Consider the following 21,903-nt stretch of genomic DNA (forward strand, 5'->3'; position numbering starts at 1 on the left):
ACTGTCCGTCTGGCAGGGATTTGCGTCGTTTGCTCTCTTTTCTCTATCATAACGCTTTGGGGTGCGAAAATTCAACTTCGTGAGGCGAAAAGGCAACAAAGAATGCGTTAATCTGGGTACCGTCCGATGCGTTGCGTCACGGCTGACGGCCCTTATAATGGCGAGTTTCACTTCAGTTGAAGGACGTGGTCGGGGACGACCCGACTCGCAAGATGGACCAAGACGCAAGGATTCAGAGCAGTACTACCGCAGAGCGGGTGTTGGTGCTGGACTTCGGTTCGCAGTTTGCCCAGTTGATTGCCCGGCGGGTCCGTGAACAGCATGTGTACTGCGAGATCGTGCGACACAGTATTACCGCGGAAAGGGTCCGTGAACTTGCACCACTAGGGTTGATTTTTTCTGGCGGCCCCGCAAGCGTTTATGCTGAGGGTGCCCCGCAGTGTGATCCCGAGCTGTTCGAGCTGGGAATTCCCATCTTAGGTATCTGCTACGGGATGCAACTTGCCTGCCATGTGCTAGGAGGCAAAGTCGAGAGTTTTCCTTCCCGAGAATACGGCCGGGCAGAATGGCACATCGACAAGGCCGACCCGCTGTTTGAAGATGTGGCCCCGGTGAGCCAAGCGTGGATGAGCCACGGAGACCAAGTAGCTAACATAGCCGATGATTTTGAGCAGCTCGCAAGCACGTCTGATTGCAAGTTCGCAGCCGTGAAACACCGCACGCGGCCTCTCTACGGACTGCAATTTCACCCTGAGGTGACGCACACCATCGAGGGAAGCAAACTGCTGGGGAATTTCCTGCGGAACATTTGCGGCACCACTGGCACTTGGCAATTGGGGGATTTTGCAACGGAAACAATTGCTCAGATACGACAGTCGGTAGGCAGCGATCGTGTAATCTGCGGTCTCTCCGGCGGTGTCGATTCTTCCGTGGTTGCTGCTTTGTTGGCTGAGGCGATTGGTCCGCAGTTGTCGTGCATATTGGTGGACAACGGCCTGTTGCGACTCGACGAAGAAAAGGCTGTCATTGAGGAATTCTCTAAGCACTTTCAAACCGATCTCCATGTAGTGAAGGCCGAGGAGCAATTCCTAGCGGCTCTAGCCGGTGTGACAGACCCCCAGGAAAAGCGTCGTCGCATCGGGCATACGTTCATCGATTGCTTTGCCGGCGAAGCGAAACGAATTTCAGGAGCGAAGTATCTCGCCCAAGGGACCCTCTATCCTGATGTGATCGAGAGTGGGGCATCCCGCGACGGCCCTGCTGATACGATCAAGTTGCACCACAACGTCGGCGGATTGCCTGAAGAACTGGGGTTCGAGTTGGTCGAACCCCTCAGGGATTTGTTCAAGGACGAGGTCCGGCGACTTGGCCTGCAATTGGGGTTACCAGAGGAAATCGTCTGGCGGCACCCGTTCCCGGGGCCAGGGCTCGCCGTAAGATGCTTGGGAGAAGTGACTCAGGAGCGACTCAATACATTGCGCGCCGCCGACGCGATTGTGGTCGGAGAAATCAAGGCCGCCGGTTTATATCGAGCAACTTCGCAGGCATTTGCCGTTCTCTTGCCTGTGCAAAGCGTCGGCGTGATGGGGGATAGCCGGACTTACGATGATGCCTTGGCGGTGCGCTGCGTTAACACCGACGATTTCATGACCGCTGACTGGAGCCACCTTCCTTATGACCTACTCTCGCGGATTTCCACGCGGGTAATTAATGAGGTGAAGGGGGTCAATCGAGTGGTATATGATATAAGCTCCAAGCCCCCCGCAACGATTGAGTGGGAGTGAAAGAACTTCTGACTAAAGTGACCAGTCCAACCCCGACGGACTGGTCGCTTCAGCGACCAGTGGAAAGGACCAGAAGCCATGAGCGACTACCGTAAGTTTCGCAAAAACTACGCAACAAAGACGGAGGTGTACCAGGGGCACCATCGCTACGAACATTGGTACCTCGACAACCAAGTCTACTTCATCACCGCCCGCTGCCGTGAACGCTACCCAGCGTTCGCTACTGAAAAAGCGAAGGATATTTTTCGGGACCGTTTCAGCCACGATACCACCAAGTATGAATTCTTTCCTTGGGTCACGTCGCTGTTGGACAATCACTACCATACTCTGGGGTACTTACGAACCGGTGAAAATCTAGGCCCTTTGATGCAGCGACTGCACGGCTCAGTGGCGAAACTGGTGAACGACCTGCTTCCAGAGCGCCGCGTGCCGTTCTGGCGCTCCGAGGGGAATCGGGACTACTTCGACGGCTGTCTGCGAGATGAGCGGCAGTGTCGACGGGCTTTTCGTTATACACTTACCCAGGGTGAGCGGCACGGAACAGTCAAAGACCATCGCGACTATCCTCATACGCACGTCCAGATAGAATTGGAACGCGGGCTTAAGCGTGCGCTGGAGCTTAAGGCGTTTCTCGATGGTGTACCGTATAAGCGTTATCAAACTGGTCGCTAAAGCGATCCAGTCCAAACTTCGACGGACTGGTCGCTTTAGCGACCAGTTCTTCCCAACCTAAAACACGGAATCTATGTCACAAAAATACATCTATCAGATCAGCAATCTCACCAAAAAAATTGGCCCACGCGAGGTCCTCAAGGACATTTGGCTCGCATTCTACCCAGGTGCGAAGATTGGCGTCCTAGGACGAAACGGCTCCGGCAAAAGCACCTTGCTGCGAATTATGGCCGGCAAGGACAAGGATTTTGACGGAGAAGCTCGTCTTGCCGAGGGATTTACCGTTGGTCTACTGGAGCAAGAACCACACCTCAATCCTGACAAGGACGTTCAAGGCAACGTCGAGGAGGCCGTCGCCGCAACCCGTGCGTTGCTGGAAGAGTTCGAGGCCATCGGGGAAAAATATGCCGAGGTCGCCGACGATCCCGACGCGATGGAAAAGCTCATGAATCGGCAGTCGGCTTTGCAAGACATCATCGACGCAGCCAATGCTTGGGAAATCGATCGCCAGATCGAGATCGCCATGGACGCCATGAATCTGCCACCCGGTGATGCTGATGTGTCGAAGCTCTCGGGCGGAGAAAAACGCCGAGTTGCCCTCTGCAAAATTCTGCTTGAACGACCTGACCTGTTGTTACTTGACGAACCTACGAACCATCTCGACGCTGAAAGCGTCGCTTGGTTAGAGCGCCATTTGGCCGAATACTCCGGCACGATTGTCGCAGTGACGCATGATCGCTACTTTCTTGATAACGTCGCAGGCTGGATCCTGGAGCTTGATCGAGGGCAGGGGTATCCCTTCGAAGGAAATTACACTTCCTGGTTAGAGCAAAAACACACTCGGCTCAAAACTGAAGAGAAAAAGGCGAGCGCTCGTCAACGCGCTTTGGCGAAAGAACTAGAATGGGTCAAGATGGCACCCAAGGCACGGCAAGCCAAGAACAAGGCCCGCGTAAAGGCCTACGAGCAGATGGTCGCCGAGGAATACAACGACAAGCCAGATGAATTGGAGATTCAAATCCCTCCCGGTCAACGCTTGGGAGACATGGTGGTCGAGGCAGTTGATCTGGGCAAGTCTTACGGAGACCGCGTGATCTTCGAAAATGTCAACTTCCGCCTCCCCCCTGGTGGCATCGTGGGGATTATCGGCCCCAATGGCTCCGGTAAGACCACGCTGTTAAAAATGCTCATGGGACTGGAGACGCCCGACGAGGGGGAACTGAAGATCGGTCCCACGGTCGAACTGGGATACGTCGATCAATCTCGCGACGATCTGGTGGCGGACAATACCGTCTACCAGGAAATCTCAGGCGGACTCGACAACTTGGAAATGGGGGGCCGACGGTTAAATAGCCGGTCGTATGTTTCGCGTTTTAATTTCACCGGTACCGACCAACAAAAGAAGGTCGGCGTGCTTTCTGGTGGAGAGCGAAACCGCGTGCATCTGGCTAAGCTTCTCCGACGAGGGTCGAATGTTCTGCTATTGGATGAACCAACCAACGACATCGACGTGGATACCCTGCGAGCTCTAGAGGAGGCCGTTGCCAACTTCGCGGGCTGTGCGGTCGTGGTTAGTCATGATCGTTGGTTCCTAGACCGGCTGGCAACGCATATCTTAGCCTTTGAAGGAGAAGGATACGTGCACTGGTGCGACGGCAATTTTGAGACCTACGAACGCGAACGCCGTGAGCGGCTAGGTGAGGAGGCTGACGCCCCGCATCGTTTTCGGTATAAGAGACTCCAGCAGAGCTAGTTTTTTTTCACCACGTTTTGATTAAAGGGCACTGAAGTAAAATGAGTGTACTTCGTTTAGGATCCAATCAGAAGTTTGCCGACAACTGGGACGCTGCTTTTGGCGGCGGGAAGAAGAAATCGACGTCGAAAAAGACTGTTGAGAAGAAGTCACCCAAGAAAAGTACCAAGAAAAAGGCTACCACGAAGAAAACCGCTAAGAAGAAGTCTACCACTAAGAAGTCATCTTCCAAAAAATCGCCCAAGCGAAAATCTCCTAAGGCAAAAAAGAGTGCCAAGAAAAAGACTTCAAGCCGTGGAAAGGGAAAATCTAAAGCAGGGCTCAAGCAGAAAGAGTTGTTCTAGGCTTCAGAGAGTCGTGGGCCGCGTTGCGACTTGGCTGGGAAGTTATCGCTAGGGCTTCCATTTGTCTATGAAGGCGAGCAGCTTGTCTTCGCTGTAGTTATTGCCTTTTTGGATTTTCGAAGTGTCCTGAGAGTGAAGCAATGTGCCATCGCTCTCCAGGACATACCAATGGGGATAGCCCGCCACATCAGGGTATTGGCCTAAGAACTCTTCGTTTTCATTTTCACCCTGGGTGAAGCTGACTTTCATGACGAGGAATCCATCGTGCAGTCCCGCAGCTACGCTGGGGGTCTCGCGGATGAAGGCGTCAAGCCGATGGCAGAATTGGCACCATTCTCCTCCTACCTGCAAGATGATGCGTTTATGATCGGCCTGTGCCTGTTTGACGGTGGCAGCGAGATCAACTGTCGGTTCGGCTTCGGGATTGTAACTGCCGACAGTGTAGACGGCTTGCTTAGTCTGTGATTGACAACCGGCGATGGCAACCAAGAGAAACAGCCGGAGCATGTCTCGGTGGAATTTGTGGAAAAAATGCATGAGACGAATTCCTCACGCCCTTCCCAGAAAATCACCTGTGCGGGTATCCACTTTGATGACTTCGCCTTCTTTCAAGTATTCAGGCACCTGAACGATGGCCCCCGTTTCCAATGTGGCAGGCTTGGTTCGCGAAGTGGCCGAGTTGCCTTTCACGCCAGGATCACACTGGATGATTTTCAGTTCCACAGACGCTGGCAACTGTAGTCCCACGCACTCGTCGTTGTAAATCTGTGCCAGTAACCCACTGAGATTTTCGGTAATGTATTGCATCTGCTCGGCAATGTCGGTGGCCGGAAGCTGGTACTGGTTGTAATCCTGCGAATCCAGAAAATGCACATTGTCGCCATCGGAGTACATCAGCGTCACCTCGCGACGTTGGAAGTCCGCTTCGGCAAGCATGTCAGTCCCTTTGCAGGCAAAGTCCGCTTTTTGCTGAGTGACCAGGTTGCGAGCACGGAACTTGTACAGCGTGTTTCCACCGCGGGCCGACGGGGATTGGACATGCACGGTTTCAATGATATGTGGGGCTTCGAGATGAAGCAGGATCGCGCCAGGTTTGGCATCTTTGGCAAGCATGTTGGCTTTCGAAGTGAGTTTTAACCGCGATGCGACGCATCGCACGGAATTCAAGCCAGGATTTCACCAGACGCGGGGTCAAACGTCAAGCCACCAGTCAAACCGGCCAGGGTCTCCACCACTGTCAAGAGACACGTGGGGTCCAGCATGTCGTAGTCGTCCTCCGGATCGGCAAACTCATCTGGAAATGTGGCGTTGTTTGCAGAGCCATTGCTAGCTGTCATTCTTTCAAAATGAGCAACATCGATTCGAGCGTCGGCGATGATGAGTTCCTGCAATTGAGCTGGGGCGAGGTCTTCGCGCAGTTCCTTCGCCCATGCTAGATTTTGCTCGATAATGGCGTCCCCCACCTCGTAACTTATTTCCACTGCGGCGTGGTCCTCGGGAGATTCAACTAGCAACGACTCAAGTAACCCCTCAGGATCTGAGGCCGGATTTTCGATCTGGAATCGGCAGTTAGCATTGACCAATGCAGCGGATACCTGCTTGAGCGTAGGTCGCCGCTTATGTGGAAACAGAATGAAATAGGTTTCCCGCCAGTAGAGTTCGTCGTTTGCTGCCATATTCTAATACTCTCCCTCCGCCAAACCGGGACCCGGCATCGCTCCTACCAGAGATTCTCGCCAGATTCCTCATCAGGTGGCCCCAGGCCGCCTTGCCATGTTTCGAGGCGATTGTTCAATTCATCACGTTCTGTCAAATTGGCCCAAACCGATTCTCCTTGCTCAAGGCGAACCTCATAGTATCCCTCCCGGGTACAGTCTTCCTCGCCGCAAAAATGCGGCGTTGCTGCGACCCACATCACCCGGTAAAGGGGTACAAATCTGTCATCAACACGAATCAAGATCGACACAATGTTATCCCCGTCCCAATTCTTGAGATCTCCTGGTCGCTACCACCACCGCCTCGCAGAATGCCTCGGCACCTCGGAGCTTCGCCAATGCGTCGAGTCCTGCAACCGTCGTCCCTCCCGGGCTGGTGACCTGCTCTCGCAACTCGATCGGCGAACGGCCCGTGGCAAGGACCATCTGAGCGGCACCGCGAGCCGTTTGAGCCGCCAACTTCAGTGCCAATTCGGCAGGGAGCCCCATTTGTGCTCCACCCTTAGCCATAGATTCTATCACCTGATAGATGAAAGCAGGACCCGATCCTGAGAGGCCCGTCACGGCGTCAAGCTGCTCCTCAGTAACCTCATAGGCATGGCCCACACTCTCCAAGACCCGTCGCACGTCCTCTGCGTCTTCGTCGGTAGCTTCCTTGGCGCGGCTAAAACAGGAAACCCCTTCGCCTACCAAGCAGGGGGTATTGGGCATCACACGAATGATTCTCGCCTTCGCTGGCAATGCCTCGGTGATCGTCGAGAGTGTTACACCAGCGGCAATGGACACCACCAATTGATGCTCAGCAATCTGGCTACCGAGATTCTCCAACACGCTTGACATAACTTGCGGCTTGATGGCCAGCACGATGATGTCGGCTCGCGATAGAATTGGTTCACTTGTGTCGAATACCTCGACCCCGGCCACCTGCTCAGCAAACGCTTGACGGGCTTCAAGAGACGGGTCCGACGCCAACACCTGCTCAGCACTCACTAACCCGCTCTCAACACATCCCCGAGCGAGCGCAGTAGCCATACGACCGGCACCAACGAAACCAACCGATTTGGTGAATTCGGACAAAGCTTGTATCCCGTTATTGGCCTTATTGCTGGCATTGGTAGTAGTACTGAAATCAATCAGCATCCTACGGAATCATATAGGTGCCGACAATCGTGCAAATGCTCAATTCACCGGGGATTTGCAGATTTCTTACAAAGAATGCCGTTGACGGGCCGAGGCCATTTTCCTACTCTCGCAAGGCCTCAATTCGTAAATTACGGACGAATTAGAAAGGGCGCTTGGGCGAACTCGGTCGGGTAATGCTGCGTAATTACCCGTAGTGATATCAAGCCTAAGTTAGCTCTGGTCCTCACAATCAGTCTTTACTTCGCAGTAATGATGGCACTTGAGGTAGTTATGATGCCGATTTGCCACAGTCACGTCGAGTTCCGTATCGGTCGGAGAGACTAAAACTGGCATACTTGTTACAAGAGTCGTTAGCTGAGTTATTGGCCCTACGGAGAAATTATCAACGAATGCTAGCACCCAGGACGATGAACCTATTGCACTCGCAGATGCGCCAGCACGGTCAATCTACTCCCCAACGACCAGGGATGCGGCGTATAAGACTGAACTTAGTGTCACGTTTCAATTTGGCTTATCCGTTCTCAGGCGTTACTATAGCAAACTAGTTGGACAAGCGTGTCGCTCACCCGCGTAGCACACGTGTTGAAATCCACCGGAGAAAAACATGCAAATTCAAGGCTCATCTCACGCTCATGGTCCTCACACCCTCAAAGGCCCCTACTCAAATCAGCTAGGCGGTTCCCGGCCTATATCACGAGCTAATTCCACTGGCGATCAATTCGAGATTTCTGCCGCTGCTGAAGCGGCTGCCCAAGCAGTCGAAAGTGGTGATCTTCGTGCCGACCTAGTGAGTCGCGTCCGCAATGAAATTGCCGCAGGGACATACGATACTCCAGGCAAATTTGAGGCGGCCATGGAGCGACTTCTGGACGATGTCGTCTGATCAGGTCGGCCCGCAGGGGCCTCTTGAGACTCGGCAGCTTTCGGTGTAGAATCAATAGCCGTTCAGCCAAGTGCGTTTTCACCACGTTTCTTGGCGATTAAATGCGATATCTCATTTGCCATCATGTCTCAATAGAGACTATTTTGGCTTTTATTGAGACTCGCCCTATTGATTCTGAACTCGGCAGAAAGGTCAGGCTCGTCATGTCCAGTGGGTATTCACTCGGCACAGTCGAAGTATCCAGTTCTCCCCAAGAACGGTTTGCCGATTTTCTACAGAGCAAAGGAAAGCGGATCACACAGCAGCGGCGAATCCTCATTGACTTCGTCTTTAAGCGGCACGACCATTTTGACGCTGAGGAATTGATCCTCAATTTGGCCCAAGTCCCTGAGGGCCGCAAAGTGAGCCGACCCACGGTTTACCGTACGCTCAACGAGCTTGTCGACTCGGGACTTTTGCGGCGGATGAATCTCCGTGGCCGAGCCATCTACGAGCACGACTATGGCTATCCCCAACACGACCACTTGCACTGCACGATGTGCGACAAGCTGATCGAGTTTCAGAGCAAAGAACTTTCGGACCTGCGCCGGGCAGTAGCTGCGGAATACGACTTTCGCGACTCGGGACACCGACTCATCATCTCAGGTGTCTGCTCTGATTGTAGTGCGACCCGCCATCGGCGTCATACGCCGCTTGATCTCGTGTAGGCTTGAATGACGAAGCAGCCTGGCCAAATTCTCACACCCGTAATTCTTCTGTAGACGCCTCTTGCGGGTAGCGTGTGCGGATCGGTTCGACGACCTCGCTAAGGAATTCGTCGACCTGCTCGGCGCTCCGGCCTGTTAGGCCGGAAGGGTCGATAGCTGAACCAATATCGGCACCGGCAAACGCAGGATCGCTCTGAAGCCGAGCGACAAGGTCATTGGGGCGGGCGTGCTCTTTCACCTCAGTTGCAGCGGCTTGGCTGTGTTGTCGAATTCTCTCGTGTAAATCCTGTCGGTCTCCTCCCGCAGCCACCGCAGCCATGAGGATGTTCTCGGTCGCCATGAAAGGGAGTTCTTCGCGGAGATTGCGGGCGATCACCTTAGGATACACCACCAAGCCACTGGCGACGTTCTGGTAGAGGATAAGCACTGCGTCAATTGCCAAAAAGGCCTGGGGGATTACCAGGCGGCGATTGGCACTGTCGTCCAGAGTACGTTCCATCCATTGCGTGGCGTGGGTTGCTGAGGTACTCGACTGCAAACTCATCGCAAATCGCGCCAGCCCGCAGATCCGTTCGCTTCGCATGGGATTGCGCTTGTAAGCCATCGCCGAGGAGCCGATCTGGCTTTTCTCAAATGGTTCTTCAAGTTCTTTGCGATGGGCTAGGATCCGTAGATCGGTGGCTGCCTTATGGGCCGAGGCCCCGATGCCGGCCAGAGAATCGACAATCTGGGCATCGACCTTACGCGGATAGGTCTGGCCAGTGACTGCGTAGGTCGCCGAGAAGCCCATCTTTTGCGCTACTAGCTGCTCCAATTGTCGAACCTTTTGATGGTCACCATCAAAGAGTTGCAAGAAACTGGCTTGGGTACCGGTGGTCCCTTTGGTGCTGCGAGCACAGAGGGCATCCAGCCGATGCTCTATTTCCTCCAAATCCAGAGCTAGGTCGTACGCCCACAAACAAGCACGACGGCCAACCGTGGTGGGCTGTGCGGGCTGCAAGTGGGTGAAACCTAATGTCGGCAGATCGCGGTATTCCAAAGCGAATTTTCCCAGTGCGTCGATCACGGCTGCCAATCTCTTTGCAACCAATTCCAGTGCCTCGCGGAAGATCATCAAGTCGGCATTGTCGGTAACAAAGCAACTGGTGGCACCCAAGTGGATGATGGGCCGTGCTGCCGGGCAGTGGTCGCCGTAGGCGTGGACATGAGCCATCACATCGTGGCGAAGCTGCCGCTCGTAGTTGGCAGCGGCAGCGAAGTCAATATTATCCACCTGGGAGCGCAACTCTTCTATTTGGGTAGCCGTGACGGGAAGCCCCATCTCGGCCTCCGCTTCGGCCAGCGCGACCCAAAGGCGCCGCCAAGTGCTGTGCTTGTGTTGCGCACCAAAAAGCCGGCTCATTGCCGTCGATGCGTAACGGGTGATCAGCGGGTTTTCGTAGGTTTCGTTGCTCATGACCGTGATTGTAGCGGAGGGAGTGCTTGTCACAAAGCAGTCTCAACCTTAACAGTCGTGGGCGGAAGCCCATGGCTGTTAGGGATTTCTCACATGTTCGTCAGGTCGTCGTCGCCAGCGTTCCCCAGCAGAGCATCCAAGGCGCTAGAAACTGCGATATTGTGGCTCGCCGGCGCCCCTTTAGGCAGATACACCCTGCAAACCAACTGGCTCATCGGCAGGTGCTTGTATAACTCATCGTCAGTGAGTGGACGGATTTGCTTGGTTGCGGAGCGGAAGAGAAAATTCTGACCCGCGGCGGCCGTCTTGGGGTCGGGGCGGTCGATGTAGTTCGGGAGATCAATTTTCATCGGAATGTCGCGGAGTTCAGTCGGCAAAACTTCGCGGATCGCCTGCTCGGCCAAGGCCTCTCGGCCTTTGCGAAAGAGATCGGTCGAGGTCGGGTCAAGTCGCGTACGTTCGTCCGCCAACTCCCAGTCGACTTGTCGTCTCAAGAGTTGTTCCCACCGCTCCCCTTGGGCTCGCTGGATGGGATCGTCGCTCTGCGGCCAACGAGCCACGTCCACCAACAATGACCATTCTGTGAATCGTTGGTATTCGTCGAGATGCTCGAGGGGGTTGCCGGGGAACAAGTATTGTTTACCGGCGAGAAAGAGGTCTTCCAAGGTTTTGTCGATGGCTCGTACCGTGCGGTGGAAATACATGGAGCGAAACAGTTCGCTCCGAGCTTGGCGGAACCGCACCAACGCGTTCATGCCGCGGGAGTGAATCGTGAGTCCTTGTTCGCTGAAAAACGTGTAGCGAATGAGCCGCTCTAAATCGAAAGAACGGGTGCTATAGCCTGACATGTAGGCATCGCGGAGCACAAAGTCCATGTTGTCCACGGTATAGAGTCCGCAGAAAAGACTGCGCAACATGACCAGCCAACGAGGTTTGTCGGTCGTGTCGTTCTCTACGGGGCGAGTAATCAACCAAGCAATCTGGTCAGGATCGATCTGCTCTCCCTTTTCCAGGCGACTATTGGGGCAGGTGCGAATAGCTGCAAGCACTGACCCTAGTTCATGACGGATGATGTGCGCACCAAGCTTCTCGTGCGTAAGCTTATAGTCCGATAGGAAATGGGCATCGAAAAAATGGCCGAATGGTCCGTGGCCTACGTCGTGCAATAGCGCACTCAGTCGACACAAACATTCCACGTAGCCAAGGCTGGGCGCCTCCGGGCAAACTTGCTTGAGGCTTTCATAGAGTGCCTCGACCATCCGGCTGGCCATGTGCATCGCCCCCACAACATGCTGGAAGCGAGTATGCTCGGCCGACGGATAGACCCACCAAGCGGTCTGTAGTTGGTGGATTTGCCGCAGGCGTTGCAGCCAAGGATGATCGAGAATGGTGCGTTCGGAGGTTTCCCCTTCGTCGACGATCGAGACAAAGGGGATGTATCCGTGGATAGGGTCGTGAAGCAGGCTTTCGCGGGCAAGGTCAGGCATGCGAGGTATTGTTGCGGGACAAGCCGGGTGGGGCAATGGGTCACGAGATACGTGAAAATGACCTACCAGGATCCATTCATCATCTCTCCAAACCTCATTACCCCCAAATCCCTTCTTTTTCACCATCACGCGACAGAATTCCCGAAGCTATAATTCGGAGTTACCCGAAAAAACCATGCGAAACCGACGAGGGCAATCTTGACCTCGATTGTGCGACTTGGCAAAACCAGTGGCTTAGCAAATCCTTGAACCAGAACTTAGAGACGATGAGTCTAACCACCGCCGAGACATTTCATATACTAGTCGCCTTGGCATTGCTTCTAATCTTTGCACATGGATTCGGCTTTTTCTTTGCGTACTTTCGACAGCCGCGAGTTGTCGGCGAGATCTTTGGCGGACTCCTGCTAGGCCCAACCTTCTTAGGCCATTTTTTTCCTGAAATCCAGCAGATGGCCTTTCCAAGTACCGACCAGGTTACCTACCCCGTACTTGGAGCGATTTATCAGCTTGGCTTGTTGTTGCTGATGTTCTGTTCGGGAATCGAGGTCCGCTCAAAATTCGAACCGGGAGAGCGCCGCACTGCATTGGCGATTACTGCAACGGGGACACTTCTTCCATTTGGGCTCGGCCTATTGTTTCTGAAACTCTACGGTTGGACTGACTGGGAAATGCTGGATATGCATCGCTTCTATGGAGAGGCGGAAAATGACACGGCGTTTCTCCTGGTGTTTGCTATCGCTGTTGCCGTGACGAGCATTCCGGTGATATCCCGAATCATGTTCGATCTGAAGATTCTCGAAACCTCGTTCGCGAGAATCGTGCTTGGTGCGGCAGTGATCGAAGACATTCTGCTCTACGTTGTCCTAGCGATTGCCATCGGAATGGTCGGGCAACAAGAAGGAGATGTTAGCGGACTGCTAGGCTTACTTCAAATCGCCCCTGATTCTGGCTATGCAAAGCTATATCACGTGTTGGTGCCCTTAGCGTTCATAGCTTTCTCGTTGTTGTTCGGCCCTCGGTTGTATCAGTTTCTTTCGAGATTCCGCTACAATCTGCTGATGAAGAGCAGTCCCGTCGCATTTCTGCTGGTGTTTATGCTCATCATGACGGGCCTTTGTATCTTGCTGGGTATTACGCCGATTTTCGGAGCCTTTGTCGCCGGTATGGTCGTCGGTGCAAATGACGACTCTCGCATTGGTCCTTCCCCTGATACAATCAAGAATTTCTCTTTTGCTTTTTTCGTGCCCGTCTATTTTGCTATCGTCGGATTGAAGCTTGATCTGGTTCATGCCTTTGAACCGGTGTTTTTCTTGATCTTCCTCGTCTTTGCTTGCGGGGCGAAGTCGCTGAGCGTATATGCTGGGGCACGCGGGGCAGGTGAAACCAAACAAGGAGCGTGGAACCTAGCCGTCGCTATGAATGCTCGGGGAGGTCCTGGAATCGTGCTTGCATCTGTGGCCTACGATGCGGCAATTGTCGGGGAAAGCTTCTACGTGATCCTCGTGATGCTCGCGATCGTTACCTCGCTTATGGCCGGATCATGGCTGGGCAAGGAAGTTCGCTCGGGCGAACCATTGCGGTAACCTTGTAAGTCCCCAAAACTCATTCTTCTCGGGTGAGTTCCAAGGACTGCATTGCCAACACAACCACTGCTGCAACCAGACAAACGAGCCAAATAACACGAGCCCCAGTGCTGATGTGGCCCAACACTTTCGCTGTCACATCGTCACCCATCGCGGCGAACAATCCGGCTACCCACCCCAGTACTGCCAAGAGTATCGGTAGCCCCAGAACGAGTACCAGGAGTGTTTTCAGGGAGTTGCGTAGGTTCATCGTATCGCTCTAGTGATTCGGCCAAGGTGTCGCAAGCTGCTCAATCGTTACAGTTTGTCTAGGGTTTGCATTTTCTTGTCTGACCCTGCGACCTGTCAATGCAGGGAAAGAGCGGAAAATCTCGTCTCTGGGGTAACTTTCACAACCGACGACCGAAATTGACGGATTACTATCGCGGGCCAAAATGAATTGTAGAAGTTAATCGTGGGGTAGCCGGCCTGGCTGCATTTTTGCAGGCTGGAAGCCTGCACCGCGGAATTAGAACCGAGCACTGTCATGTCACTAAATCATCGACGCGAGATTCGTAGTACTACCTTCCTTGTACTATGCTGCGCTGCCGCTTTGGTTGTCTTTGATATTTCGTCGGTCAGTGCCCAAAAGATCCAGATGAAAGATGGCCGGATATTTCAAGGTCGGGTGCTTCCTGTGACTGGTGTCTCGGATCCCCCGCTGGCAGACGCAGGTCCAGATGAGGAAGCCGTCTCAACGCCAATTCTACTGATCGACGACGAACTCCGCCGCGTCTATGTTCCCAAGTCCCAGGTTGCTTCGATCTTGGATCAAGCGGCTGAGAATCTAATTAAGGTTCCCATCTGGCAGAAAGTGGCCAAGACGGGGAGCACGCTGGGGAGTGTAGGGCCCAGTCTCGGAGTCACTCCCTTTGATGAGTACGGCCGCCGCATCTATGAAATGCAGACCCGCGATGGTCCACTCTCGATCGTGCAAGGCATCTCTGAGCTCACACCTCGCTACGCCAAAGTCGAAGGGCTGTTAGGCCCCCAGCGATCCATCGTGTGGGACATGCGGCTGGCGACCAGTTCCATTCCTCGTGAAACCATTGCCGCGATATTGGATAAGGCCGTTTCGCATGAAGATCCCAACGATTGGCTGCAAGTTGTTCGGTTCTACTTGCAAGCCGAGCGTTATCGTGAGGCCTTGGCAGAACTTGAATCGATCATCGCTGCTTTTCCGGAAAAAGAGGATCTGCAATCGGAAGTGCAACAGCTTCGCAAAATCGGTTCCCGGCGTATCCTGCGGGAGATCCATCTCCGACGTGCTGCGGGGCAACATGAACTCGTGGGAAGGCTGCTGGCCAATTTCCCCACCGAAGACGTAGCTGGCGAAACGCTGCAGCAGGTACGTGAAGCATCCACGGAATATGAAAGCGACAAGGCTCGAATCGCCACGATATCTCAACATCTGCGCGAGCTTGTTGCCGAACTGCCCAACAGTGAGACTCGAGCCCTCGTGAAACCTGTGATCAACGAAATCCTCGACAAGATCAATATGAACAATGTTGAGAAACTCGATCCATTCCTGAAGCTGGCCGACGATGCAACTTTGACATCGGAAAACAAACTCGCCCTGGCCATATCCGGGTGGATGATGGGGCCCAAGGATGCCATCGAGAAGCTCACTGTGGCAACGAATATGGTCACGGTCCGGGGAGTGGCAAGTAGCTATCTTGTGGAGCCCCTTGCTCACAAACGCACGGCATTGATCGATTCGATTCGCACTCTCGAAGGAGTGACTGTGGCTCGCGTAGCGAGCGTGCTTGCACAACTTGCTCCTCCGCTAGCGATCCCCAAGGAGGCAATCCTAGGCTATGGCTCATACGAGCTGACTGCGCCAGGACAAAGCGAGAACGGGGACTTTCGCTATCTAGTCCAAGTTCCCCCGGAATATGATCCTTCGCGGCGATATCCGACATTGATCGTACTCAATGGTGCATTCAACTCGCCTCTCCAGGAACTAGAATTCTGGACCGGCACACCCCCGCTGGATGAGCAAAATCAGCCCACGGGCCCCCGTTCTGGGCAGGCGATGCGCCACGGCTATATCACCATCTCCATCGAATGGCTGAAGCCTCAACAGTACGTGTACGAATACTCGCTCCGCGAGCATGAAGCGATCCTGACGGTTCTCCGTGATGCATGCCGACAACTTAGCATCGATACCGACCGTGTGTTTCTTACGGGTCATGGGATTGGCGGAGACGCTGCCTGGGATATGGCGTTGGCCCATCCTGACCTATGGGCTGGAGCGGTTCCTTTTGTCGCACAGTTTAGTAGGGTCGAGAAATACGTCCCACATTATTGGGAAAATGCTCAGTATGTGCCCCTCTATTTTGTCGCAGGTGAACTCGATGGCTCCACGATGTCAGACAACGCCCAAAACTATGACCTGTATCTTGGAAATAATCCGGGGAAACCAGTATTTGATACCACGGTAGTCGAATTTCACGGCAGAGGATACGAGCCATTTCATGATGAGATTCTCGAAATCTTTGATTGGATGAGTCGGAAGCAACGAAACTGGCCCCCACAGGAATTCGAGTGCAATACGATGCGGGAATGGGACAACTTTTTCTGGTGGATAGAAGGCCGTGGCTTTCCCAGTAGCGTCACACCTGGCAATTGGCCTGCTCGCAATGCTCGACCGACACTTGTCGAAGGGCGCATTCGCAATGGCAACCGTCTATCCGCACGTACGGCATGCGCCGAGACTACCATCTGGCTTCGCCCCGACATCGTCGATTTTGACAAGCCAATCCGCGTAGAGCTCAACGGCAATCGCGTGAAGGGGGACGATCAGCCAAGCCTAGAAGTGTTACTCGAAGATGCTCGCACTCGCGCCGACCGCCAGCGTCCTTTCTGGGCAAAGTTGCAAGCCCCATGATGAGCTACTCGTTCCCAGGCTCCTGCCTGGGAACGCACTGCCTGCGAGGCTCTGCCTCCTACTGGCTTTCTTCACGAGTTGAGTGAAGGGACTACGCAAAGACAGGCAGAGCCTGGAATGCATTGCGTTACTAGGCAGAGCCTAGTAACGAGTATTACCGCACTGAGCTAGCGTCACTTGAGAGTTGTGATCCCGATGCTCTGGCTTGTGGGGCAACCTTGGTCAACGTGGCACCTACTACAAACCAACCATCTTCGTCCGTGCGCACCAGGGTCCCTGCTGGGCCAAAGTAGCGGCGTACCATGTCGAATTCTGGTAGTTGATGGCCGTCAATTTTTTGCTCCCGCAGAATTCCTTCATCTTCGACTTCCTCGGGGGTCAGTAGGCGGTTCAAGAGCCTACCAAACAAAGTCTCAGCCTCCGGCATTTTCCCCTGTCGCAGTAATTCGTAGGTTGGTCGGTAGGCTTCGTCTGTGCGGACGAAAAATTTGGCCGAAACGGGGCCAGGCAGGAGTTGAGTCATCACGCTCTCCACCTCACGGAAATCGCCAGCACCACTCAGATCCATCGCTTCTTCTTTCTGAGAAAGGACCTTTCGCAAGAAATCCGCGTGAGATGCTATGAACATATGCCCATCGGTCACACATACTGCCGAGGAGGTGAGCGCCGCTGCTCCAAAAGCATCGTCTTGGACCGCCCCTTCTGTAGGCTCTAGTAAATCAAGGTCATTTAGGTCGAGGTCCATCCCTGAAAGATCGGCTTCCGCTTCTTGAATTTCCCAAATCGTCTTGCCCTCAAAATTCGTACTCGTGGCGTTGGGATCACTCTTCATGAACTTTTCGACCGTTTTTGCAATCGCCTTCTCATTTGCCAACTCAACTACAATCATGAATCGCTCACATTGTGGAGTGATTGGCAATTCATAATCCGTAACCAGCACAATTCGGTCGCCGAGATGAGCGACAAAGTCTTTTTGAACATCCACTTGTGGACCATAAGGGTCCCGCTCTAGTCCTTCTAACACTCCGGCAAAGGCTTCTTCATAACCAGCGATTGCATCGAACAGTGTGCCAAAGAATTGGAAAGCGTTATCCAAATCCATGCTAAAGGTGCGATAACTGGCTAGTTTGCGAGGAAGCCAATCGTGAGTCTCCAGTGAGTCTTGATTGGGAAACTTCATCATCCGCATAGCCAACTTATATTTATCAGGCTCTCCAGGTATTGCCGGGGCGTAAACTGCTGTGCGATGTAAGAGTTCAAATGAACTCCCCACCGACAGATTAACGAAACCACCCAAGGATTGCACGGCGTCGAATCCCTGCTCTTGCAATATCTTGACGTAATCTTTGCCAGCTTGCTTTGAATCGGCAGACTCCAAAGAACGAATAGCGCGGGAATAGCCAAAGGGGTCGGCAAACCACTGTACGTCGGGCACTAGGTCACTAGCCTCTTTCTCGCATCGTTCGAGTGTCTGTTGATATGCCACAACTTCTGAGAGACCAGCCGATTCGTCTTTGAAACGGGCGAGCATTGCGTTGGCTTCGCTGGCACTATCAGTTGCACAAAAAATGTCTTCCTGGACGAAGTAAACCGTTTGTCGGGCGATATCGTTCTCATTCTGGGGAGGAATATCATAGGTCGTGAAGGTGGTTCCTTGCCGATCGTCAGATGTCTTGGTAGCTCCTCGCTTAGTTAGCTCACGGTCAAGCTTCGTCAAAAAGCTCTCCAATTCGCGATGCCGGTCGGTCGTATCAACGGTGAGAGCTATGGCTGCTCGACCCTTGTCGACTTCGACCATCGCAACTCCGATTTCACCTCCAGCCACATCTCTCAAATCCTCAACATCGATGCCCAGTTTGTCGCGCACTCCTGAAATTTTCTTCTCGATTTGCTTTCTCGCATCTTCGACGAAGGGCCGCATCGATTCGTCTTGGACCAGTTGTCCAAGCTGAGTCTGATGCCAATTGGCAATCAGGCCTTCAATGTTCGGAACTGAGACAAATCCTCGCGACTGAGGCGACATCAACTGGTCGCTAGGGACCGCAGCCAAGAGGTGAGTAGATGTAAGCAGTGTGGCAAATAACGCCAGAGACGAAGTTATGCCGAGAGAGCGCAGAGAGCGACGTCCGAAGAATTCAATATGCACGATGAACCTGCCTGGTACGGGTCGTGGAGGTAAGCGGTATGAGCGTGATCGCGTAGACGCGGGGGGGTGTACTGAATTATCGACCAGCCGGCAAGGTTTGTCTTGCCTAGCTAGCGTGACCCTGTAGAGCTTACCCAATAAGTGCAAGACGTCCCAGCGGGATAAATGGAAAATTGGCAAGATAGGGGGAGTTTGCGGATTACTTATCTTCAGTGGACTTTTTTTGTGTTTTTCCTACATGGCGATCATCTCACGCCAAAATCTCCCTCCGACGCTTCAAGTAGTCCCACACCACATAACGATCTAGATCTCGCCCTGCTGTAAAGAACACTCGACCCCTGGTGGATTCGGCAAGGCGATAAGCAAATCGCACGTCTTCTTCAGTTTGTGACCAACTTGGAAGCAGAAACAGATTAATCGTGATTCCTTCGCGGTGGCATAATTTCCCCTCGCGCATCGTGGCTTGTTCTGTTTGAGGGTCAGGGGGATACAACAGAAAGAGCATTTCTGCTTCAAAGTGGGCCGTGGGGAGGCCGTCAGTGATAAGTACGATTTGACGGTTGGGAGTGTCTTGAGTGGAGAGTAACCGCCGAGCTGTTGAGAGAGCATGTTGAATGTTGGTAAAATGCGGCGGAACCTGGTATTCGCTAATGTCATCGCGGCTCATGTCAGCACGAAGTCGCACGACCGGGTCGAATACGGTTACTGGCTTGGGCATTAGCTCAACAATCCGACCGCGCTCGACCGGCTTGGCGAAACTAGCCATCTCGACAAACTGCAAATAGTCACCAGGATACTCGCTACGGATAAGGCCTTCGAGTGTGAGTGCCATCCGCTTGACGTTGATGTACTGACCATCGTAGCGCATTGAGCCGCTCATGTCCATCAGCACACACGTCGCACATTTGGGATTATTGCGAGTATTGTGAACCTGCATGTCTTCGGAGTTAAACCGAATCGGCAGTCCCGGCCCTTGTCGCAACATGGCATTGACGAACGTACCGGGAATGTCCAGCTGCGTGATCGAGTCGCCAAATTCGTAGGGCTTAGTGGATTGAAGTTCTACGGCTCCTTCACCAACAATCGGGCCCTGATGCCGTCCGGAGCGCGAGGGAGTTAGTTCGCTGAAGAGCCGGTCAATCAGCTTGGCCTGAAAGATGCGATATGCCTTGGGAGTGACGCGAAAGTTGCCGTCTTGCTGTTCGAGTCCCTGCCGCTCTGCGATTTCGCGCAAGTAGTCTTGGATCTGCTGCTGCAAAGCGGAGAGTTGGTCGATGTCTCCTGGCTCGGCAAATTCGGCGAGGGCTTCCATATCGACGAGTCCGATCTGGGCCGTCTCGCGGGCTTCTTCAAGTTGTTTGATAAGTTCATCAATTCGCTCAAGCTCTTCCTTCACCTCCAAGGCCTGCGGCACCGTGAGTGCTTCTCGGCCAGTGAATTCGTATCGCGCAGCGAGTTCCTCGATTTCGTACTTGTTGCCAAGCGATTCGATCAACCCAATTAGCGCACGGGCGAACGGAGATTGATCGTCCCCCACCGCATACCAAAGCCGCTCCAGGTCACGAAGTTGCTCTTCACGGATAGCCGTGTGAAACTGTTCACGATGCCGGCGGGGCGGTTCGACACTTTGCGCCTGCTCGATATAATCACTATGCACTCTTTGGCGCACCTTGCGGGTTTCAAATCGGTCTAGAATCTTGCGTTTCCTCTCACGCAAAATCGCCAACAACGCTTCAATACTGGGCCCCAACCCTGATATCTGGCTAGGATCGATTCGTACAGCACGAGCTAACTCTTCGTCGGTCAATTCGCGATGCTGGCCATACATGAGCATGTGCTCGAAAGCCGATGAGACAAGATCGGGAGGCTCCTGGGTGGGACTGGGAAACCGCTGGGGATCGTACTTTTGATACGTATGTATAATCCCGCCGAGCGTATTGCGATTGGCCATAGCCTGCCCCCAAGGAGTGATCGTGCGAACTATAACATCATACGCAGGGGCAGCTCAGGTGGGAACCAGAGAGGAAGAAGACCCAAGCTCAAATTCCAATGAACATAATCAGCATGAATATGGTCTTTTATTAGATCTTCACCGACTCAGCACTCAGTTTCGTGAGCATCTCGGTCAATTGCGTGCGTATGCCCGTCATGATCGGGTCTTCAGGTTGGCTGCGGTCACGCTGGCTGGCGACGGGAATCGCCTTGCCAACTTGCACCACAGCATGAAGCGGTCCGTGAACGTGTACGCTATCTGTAAAGTCCTCTTCGAATCGCTCCACGGTTTCGAGAATGTGTTCGGGAATGTTTTTCTCCGAATTGCGCACATAGTTTCGCGGATAATGGGACATCTGCTGCACGTAATAGCAGGCAGCCAATTGCTTCCAACGACGGCTGCGTTCCTCAGGTGAAATGTTGTTCTTCACCATATCAGGCAGAATCGTTGAGCGAAGACTCTTAACTCTCGCTACTATGCTTTCGCCAACATCCTTGATTTGCCATTCTTTTTCGAGTTTAGCGAGCACATCCTCCATCAACGCATCAACACGTTCATAAAAATCGCCGGAACGGGCATGGCCGAAGTATTCGATCTCCTTGAGCGACAAGAGGGCCTGGCCGATTTGCTGTAAGCGACGGGTTAGTGGTCTGCCCTGCTGTGAATACCAGGACAAGTGCGACTCGATTTCTTTCAGAACCGGTTCAACCGTTTTGACAACGTCTCCCTTAAAGAAATAGCGTATTGCCACTGGATGCACCATGACCCCGCCTCGCGTGCCTAGTTTTTCGCGACGCTTGGCCGCGGTGCGCGCGATGAACGACGTACCATCCATCAACGGCATGAGAACGTCGTTATGCCGCGAGATGGCCCCCTCTGCGAACACCACTAGTGGCCTCTTGCCTTCGACTAATATGTTGACCGCGGTGTCGATCGCTTTGCGATCAACCCCCTCCCGATAGACACTGAATGCTCCCATGCGGCGGAGAACGAAACGCTTCAGCGGCTCCTGCATGAAAAGGTGCCACGAAGCCATTGCATGCATTTCGCGTTTGATGATTCGCGATACATACCCCAATGTAAGAGGGTCGGACAAGCGACAATGATTGGGTGCAATCAGCAGACTGTGGCCCGCGTCTATTGATTCTTGTAAGAGATGCACGTCGCGATTCTCAACACTCTCAACGGCGAACGCCTTGCGCAAATATCGCTTTAGATAGAACTGCATCAGCCACGGCCAGAACTTACCGTATACCGGTGGTACGAATTCGTAGGGCTGATCGATGATGACGTTTTGCATACTTACGG

Annotated in this window: 19 protein-coding genes; 7 read left to right on the forward strand and 12 right to left on the reverse strand. The window is 53.5% G+C overall.

The window, feature by feature from the left end; genetic code table 11:
• Positions 1–185: 185 nt before the first annotated feature.
• The 3 genes from guaA (at position 186) to ettA (ending at position 4,209) form a co-directional block, all read left to right on the forward strand.
• A complete protein-coding gene (gene guaA, locus Pr1d_RS01225; RefSeq protein WP_449241576.1) occupies positions 186–1,784 on the forward strand; it encodes a glutamine-hydrolyzing GMP synthase in 1,599 nt (532 codons plus the stop codon).
• Positions 1,785–1,862: 78 nt separating this feature from the next.
• Positions 1,863–2,456, forward strand: a complete 594-nt coding sequence (locus tag Pr1d_RS01230) for a hypothetical protein (RefSeq protein WP_148071805.1) — start codon at positions 1,863–1,865, stop codon at positions 2,454–2,456.
• Positions 2,457–2,529: 73 nt separating this feature from the next.
• A complete protein-coding gene (gene ettA, locus Pr1d_RS01235) occupies positions 2,530–4,209 on the forward strand; it encodes an energy-dependent translational throttle protein EttA (protein ID WP_148071806.1) in 1,680 nt (559 codons plus the stop codon).
• Between the two features lie 67 nt (positions 4,210–4,276).
• On the opposite strand, the gene Pr1d_RS25675 is transcribed toward ettA, so the two are convergent.
• The 6 genes from Pr1d_RS25675 to proC form a co-directional block, all read right to left on the reverse strand.
• Positions 4,277–4,534, reverse strand: a complete 258-nt coding sequence (locus tag Pr1d_RS25675) for a hypothetical protein (protein WP_210417850.1) — start codon at positions 4,532–4,534, stop codon at positions 4,277–4,279.
• A gap of 67 nt (positions 4,535–4,601) precedes the next feature.
• Positions 4,602–5,090, reverse strand: a complete 489-nt coding sequence (locus Pr1d_RS01245; RefSeq protein ID WP_148071808.1) for a thioredoxin family protein — start codon at positions 5,088–5,090, stop codon at positions 4,602–4,604.
• 12 nt (positions 5,091–5,102) lie between these two features.
• Complete coding sequence (locus Pr1d_RS01250) at positions 5,103–5,666, reverse strand: elongation factor P (protein WP_148071809.1); 564 nt, start codon at positions 5,664–5,666, stop codon at positions 5,103–5,105.
• Positions 5,667–5,716: 50 nt separating this feature from the next.
• Positions 5,717–6,229, reverse strand: coding sequence for a hypothetical protein (locus Pr1d_RS01255; protein ID WP_148071810.1), 513 nt, complete (start codon positions 6,227–6,229; stop codon positions 5,717–5,719).
• A gap of 44 nt (positions 6,230–6,273) precedes the next feature.
• A complete protein-coding gene (locus tag Pr1d_RS01260; RefSeq protein WP_148071811.1) occupies positions 6,274–6,519 on the reverse strand; it encodes a hypothetical protein in 246 nt (81 codons plus the stop codon).
• 4 nt (positions 6,520–6,523) lie between these two features.
• Entirely contained in the window at positions 6,524–7,345 is an 822-nt protein-coding gene (gene proC / locus Pr1d_RS01265; RefSeq protein WP_238476610.1) for a pyrroline-5-carboxylate reductase, read from the reverse strand.
• Positions 7,346–8,015: 670 nt separating this feature from the next.
• Here proC and Pr1d_RS01270 point away from each other — a divergent pair.
• The gene (locus Pr1d_RS01270; RefSeq protein ID WP_148071813.1) at positions 8,016–8,294 is read left to right on the forward strand and encodes a flagellar biosynthesis anti-sigma factor FlgM; all 279 of its coding nucleotides are present in this window, start codon (positions 8,016–8,018) and stop codon (positions 8,292–8,294) included.
• A gap of 203 nt (positions 8,295–8,497) precedes the next feature.
• The gene (locus Pr1d_RS01275; RefSeq protein ID WP_148071814.1) at positions 8,498–9,001 is read left to right on the forward strand and encodes a Fur family transcriptional regulator; all 504 of its coding nucleotides are present in this window, start codon (positions 8,498–8,500) and stop codon (positions 8,999–9,001) included.
• Positions 9,002–9,032: 31 nt separating this feature from the next.
• Here the strand turns inward: Pr1d_RS01275 and purB are convergent, their stop codons facing one another.
• Both purB and Pr1d_RS01285 read right to left on the reverse strand, forming a co-directional pair.
• Positions 9,033–10,457 (reverse strand): adenylosuccinate lyase, encoded by a 1,425-nt coding sequence (gene purB, locus Pr1d_RS01280; RefSeq protein WP_148076219.1) that lies wholly within the window; start codon positions 10,455–10,457, stop codon positions 9,033–9,035.
• Between the two features lie 89 nt (positions 10,458–10,546).
• Entirely contained in the window at positions 10,547–11,944 is a 1,398-nt protein-coding gene (locus Pr1d_RS01285; protein WP_148071815.1) for an HD domain-containing protein, read from the reverse strand.
• Positions 11,945–12,210: 266 nt separating this feature from the next.
• Here Pr1d_RS01285 and Pr1d_RS01290 point away from each other — a divergent pair, with 266 nt between their 5' ends.
• Positions 12,211–13,527, forward strand: a complete 1,317-nt coding sequence (locus Pr1d_RS01290) for a cation:proton antiporter (RefSeq protein WP_168204995.1) — start codon at positions 12,211–12,213, stop codon at positions 13,525–13,527.
• 19 nt (positions 13,528–13,546) lie between these two features.
• On the opposite strand, the gene Pr1d_RS01295 is transcribed toward Pr1d_RS01290, so the two are convergent.
• Positions 13,547–13,777 carry a hypothetical protein gene (locus tag Pr1d_RS01295; protein ID WP_148071817.1) on the reverse strand — a complete coding sequence of 77 codons (231 nt, stop codon included), beginning with the start codon at positions 13,775–13,777 and terminating at the stop codon, positions 13,547–13,549.
• A gap of 276 nt (positions 13,778–14,053) precedes the next feature.
• Between Pr1d_RS01295 and Pr1d_RS01300 the strand changes: the two genes are divergently transcribed.
• The gene (locus tag Pr1d_RS01300; RefSeq protein WP_148071818.1) at positions 14,054–16,456 is read left to right on the forward strand and encodes a carboxylesterase family protein; all 2,403 of its coding nucleotides are present in this window, start codon (positions 14,054–14,056) and stop codon (positions 16,454–16,456) included.
• A gap of 154 nt (positions 16,457–16,610) precedes the next feature.
• Here the strand turns inward: Pr1d_RS01300 and Pr1d_RS01305 are convergent, their stop codons facing one another.
• The 3 genes from Pr1d_RS01305 to Pr1d_RS01315 form a co-directional block, all read right to left on the reverse strand.
• Positions 16,611–18,602 (reverse strand): hypothetical protein, encoded by a 1,992-nt coding sequence (locus Pr1d_RS01305; RefSeq protein WP_148071819.1) that lies wholly within the window; start codon positions 18,600–18,602, stop codon positions 16,611–16,613.
• Between the two features lie 250 nt (positions 18,603–18,852).
• On the reverse strand, positions 18,853–20,553 hold the full coding sequence (locus Pr1d_RS01310) for a vWA domain-containing protein (RefSeq protein WP_148071820.1): 1,701 nt from the start codon (positions 20,551–20,553) through the stop codon (positions 18,853–18,855).
• Positions 20,554–20,683: 130 nt separating this feature from the next.
• The gene (locus tag Pr1d_RS01315) at positions 20,684–21,895 is read right to left on the reverse strand and encodes a lysophospholipid acyltransferase family protein (RefSeq protein ID WP_148071821.1); all 1,212 of its coding nucleotides are present in this window, start codon (positions 21,893–21,895) and stop codon (positions 20,684–20,686) included.
• Positions 21,896–21,903 lie beyond the last annotated feature (8 nt).

The organism is Bythopirellula goksoeyrii (assembly GCF_008065115.1).
Lineage (GTDB): Bacteria > Planctomycetota > Planctomycetia > Pirellulales > Lacipirellulaceae > Bythopirellula > Bythopirellula goksoeyrii.

Coding starts and splice junctions, on each gene's coding strand:
- Pr1d_RS01290 (WP_168204995.1), top strand. CDS start 12,211: ATGAGTCTAACCACCGCCGAGACATTTCATATACTAGTCGCCTTGGCA.
- Pr1d_RS01255 (WP_148071810.1), bottom strand. CDS start 6,229: ATGGCAGCAAACGACGAACTCTACTGGCGGGAAACCTATTTCATTCTG.
- ettA (WP_148071806.1), top strand. CDS start 2,530: ATGTCACAAAAATACATCTATCAGATCAGCAATCTCACCAAAAAAATT.
- Pr1d_RS01310 (WP_148071820.1), bottom strand. CDS start 20,553: ATGGCCAATCGCAATACGCTCGGCGGGATTATACATACGTATCAAAAG.
- Pr1d_RS01315 (WP_148071821.1), bottom strand. CDS start 21,895: ATGCAAAACGTCATCATCGATCAGCCCTACGAATTCGTACCACCGGTA.
- Pr1d_RS01295 (WP_148071817.1), bottom strand. CDS start 13,777: ATGAACCTACGCAACTCCCTGAAAACACTCCTGGTACTCGTTCTGGGG.
- Pr1d_RS01285 (WP_148071815.1), bottom strand. CDS start 11,944: ATGCCTGACCTTGCCCGCGAAAGCCTGCTTCACGACCCTATCCACGGA.
- Pr1d_RS01270 (WP_148071813.1), top strand. CDS start 8,016: ATGCAAATTCAAGGCTCATCTCACGCTCATGGTCCTCACACCCTCAAA.
- Pr1d_RS01300 (WP_148071818.1), top strand. CDS start 14,054: ATGTCACTAAATCATCGACGCGAGATTCGTAGTACTACCTTCCTTGTA.
- Pr1d_RS01230 (WP_148071805.1), top strand. CDS start 1,863: ATGAGCGACTACCGTAAGTTTCGCAAAAACTACGCAACAAAGACGGAG.
- Pr1d_RS01250 (WP_148071809.1), bottom strand. CDS start 5,666: ATGCTTGCCAAAGATGCCAAACCTGGCGCGATCCTGCTTCATCTCGAA.
- purB (WP_148076219.1), bottom strand. CDS start 10,457: ATGAGCAACGAAACCTACGAAAACCCGCTGATCACCCGTTACGCATCG.
- Pr1d_RS01275 (WP_148071814.1), top strand. CDS start 8,498: ATGTCCAGTGGGTATTCACTCGGCACAGTCGAAGTATCCAGTTCTCCC.
- Pr1d_RS01245 (WP_148071808.1), bottom strand. CDS start 5,090: ATGCATTTTTTCCACAAATTCCACCGAGACATGCTCCGGCTGTTTCTC.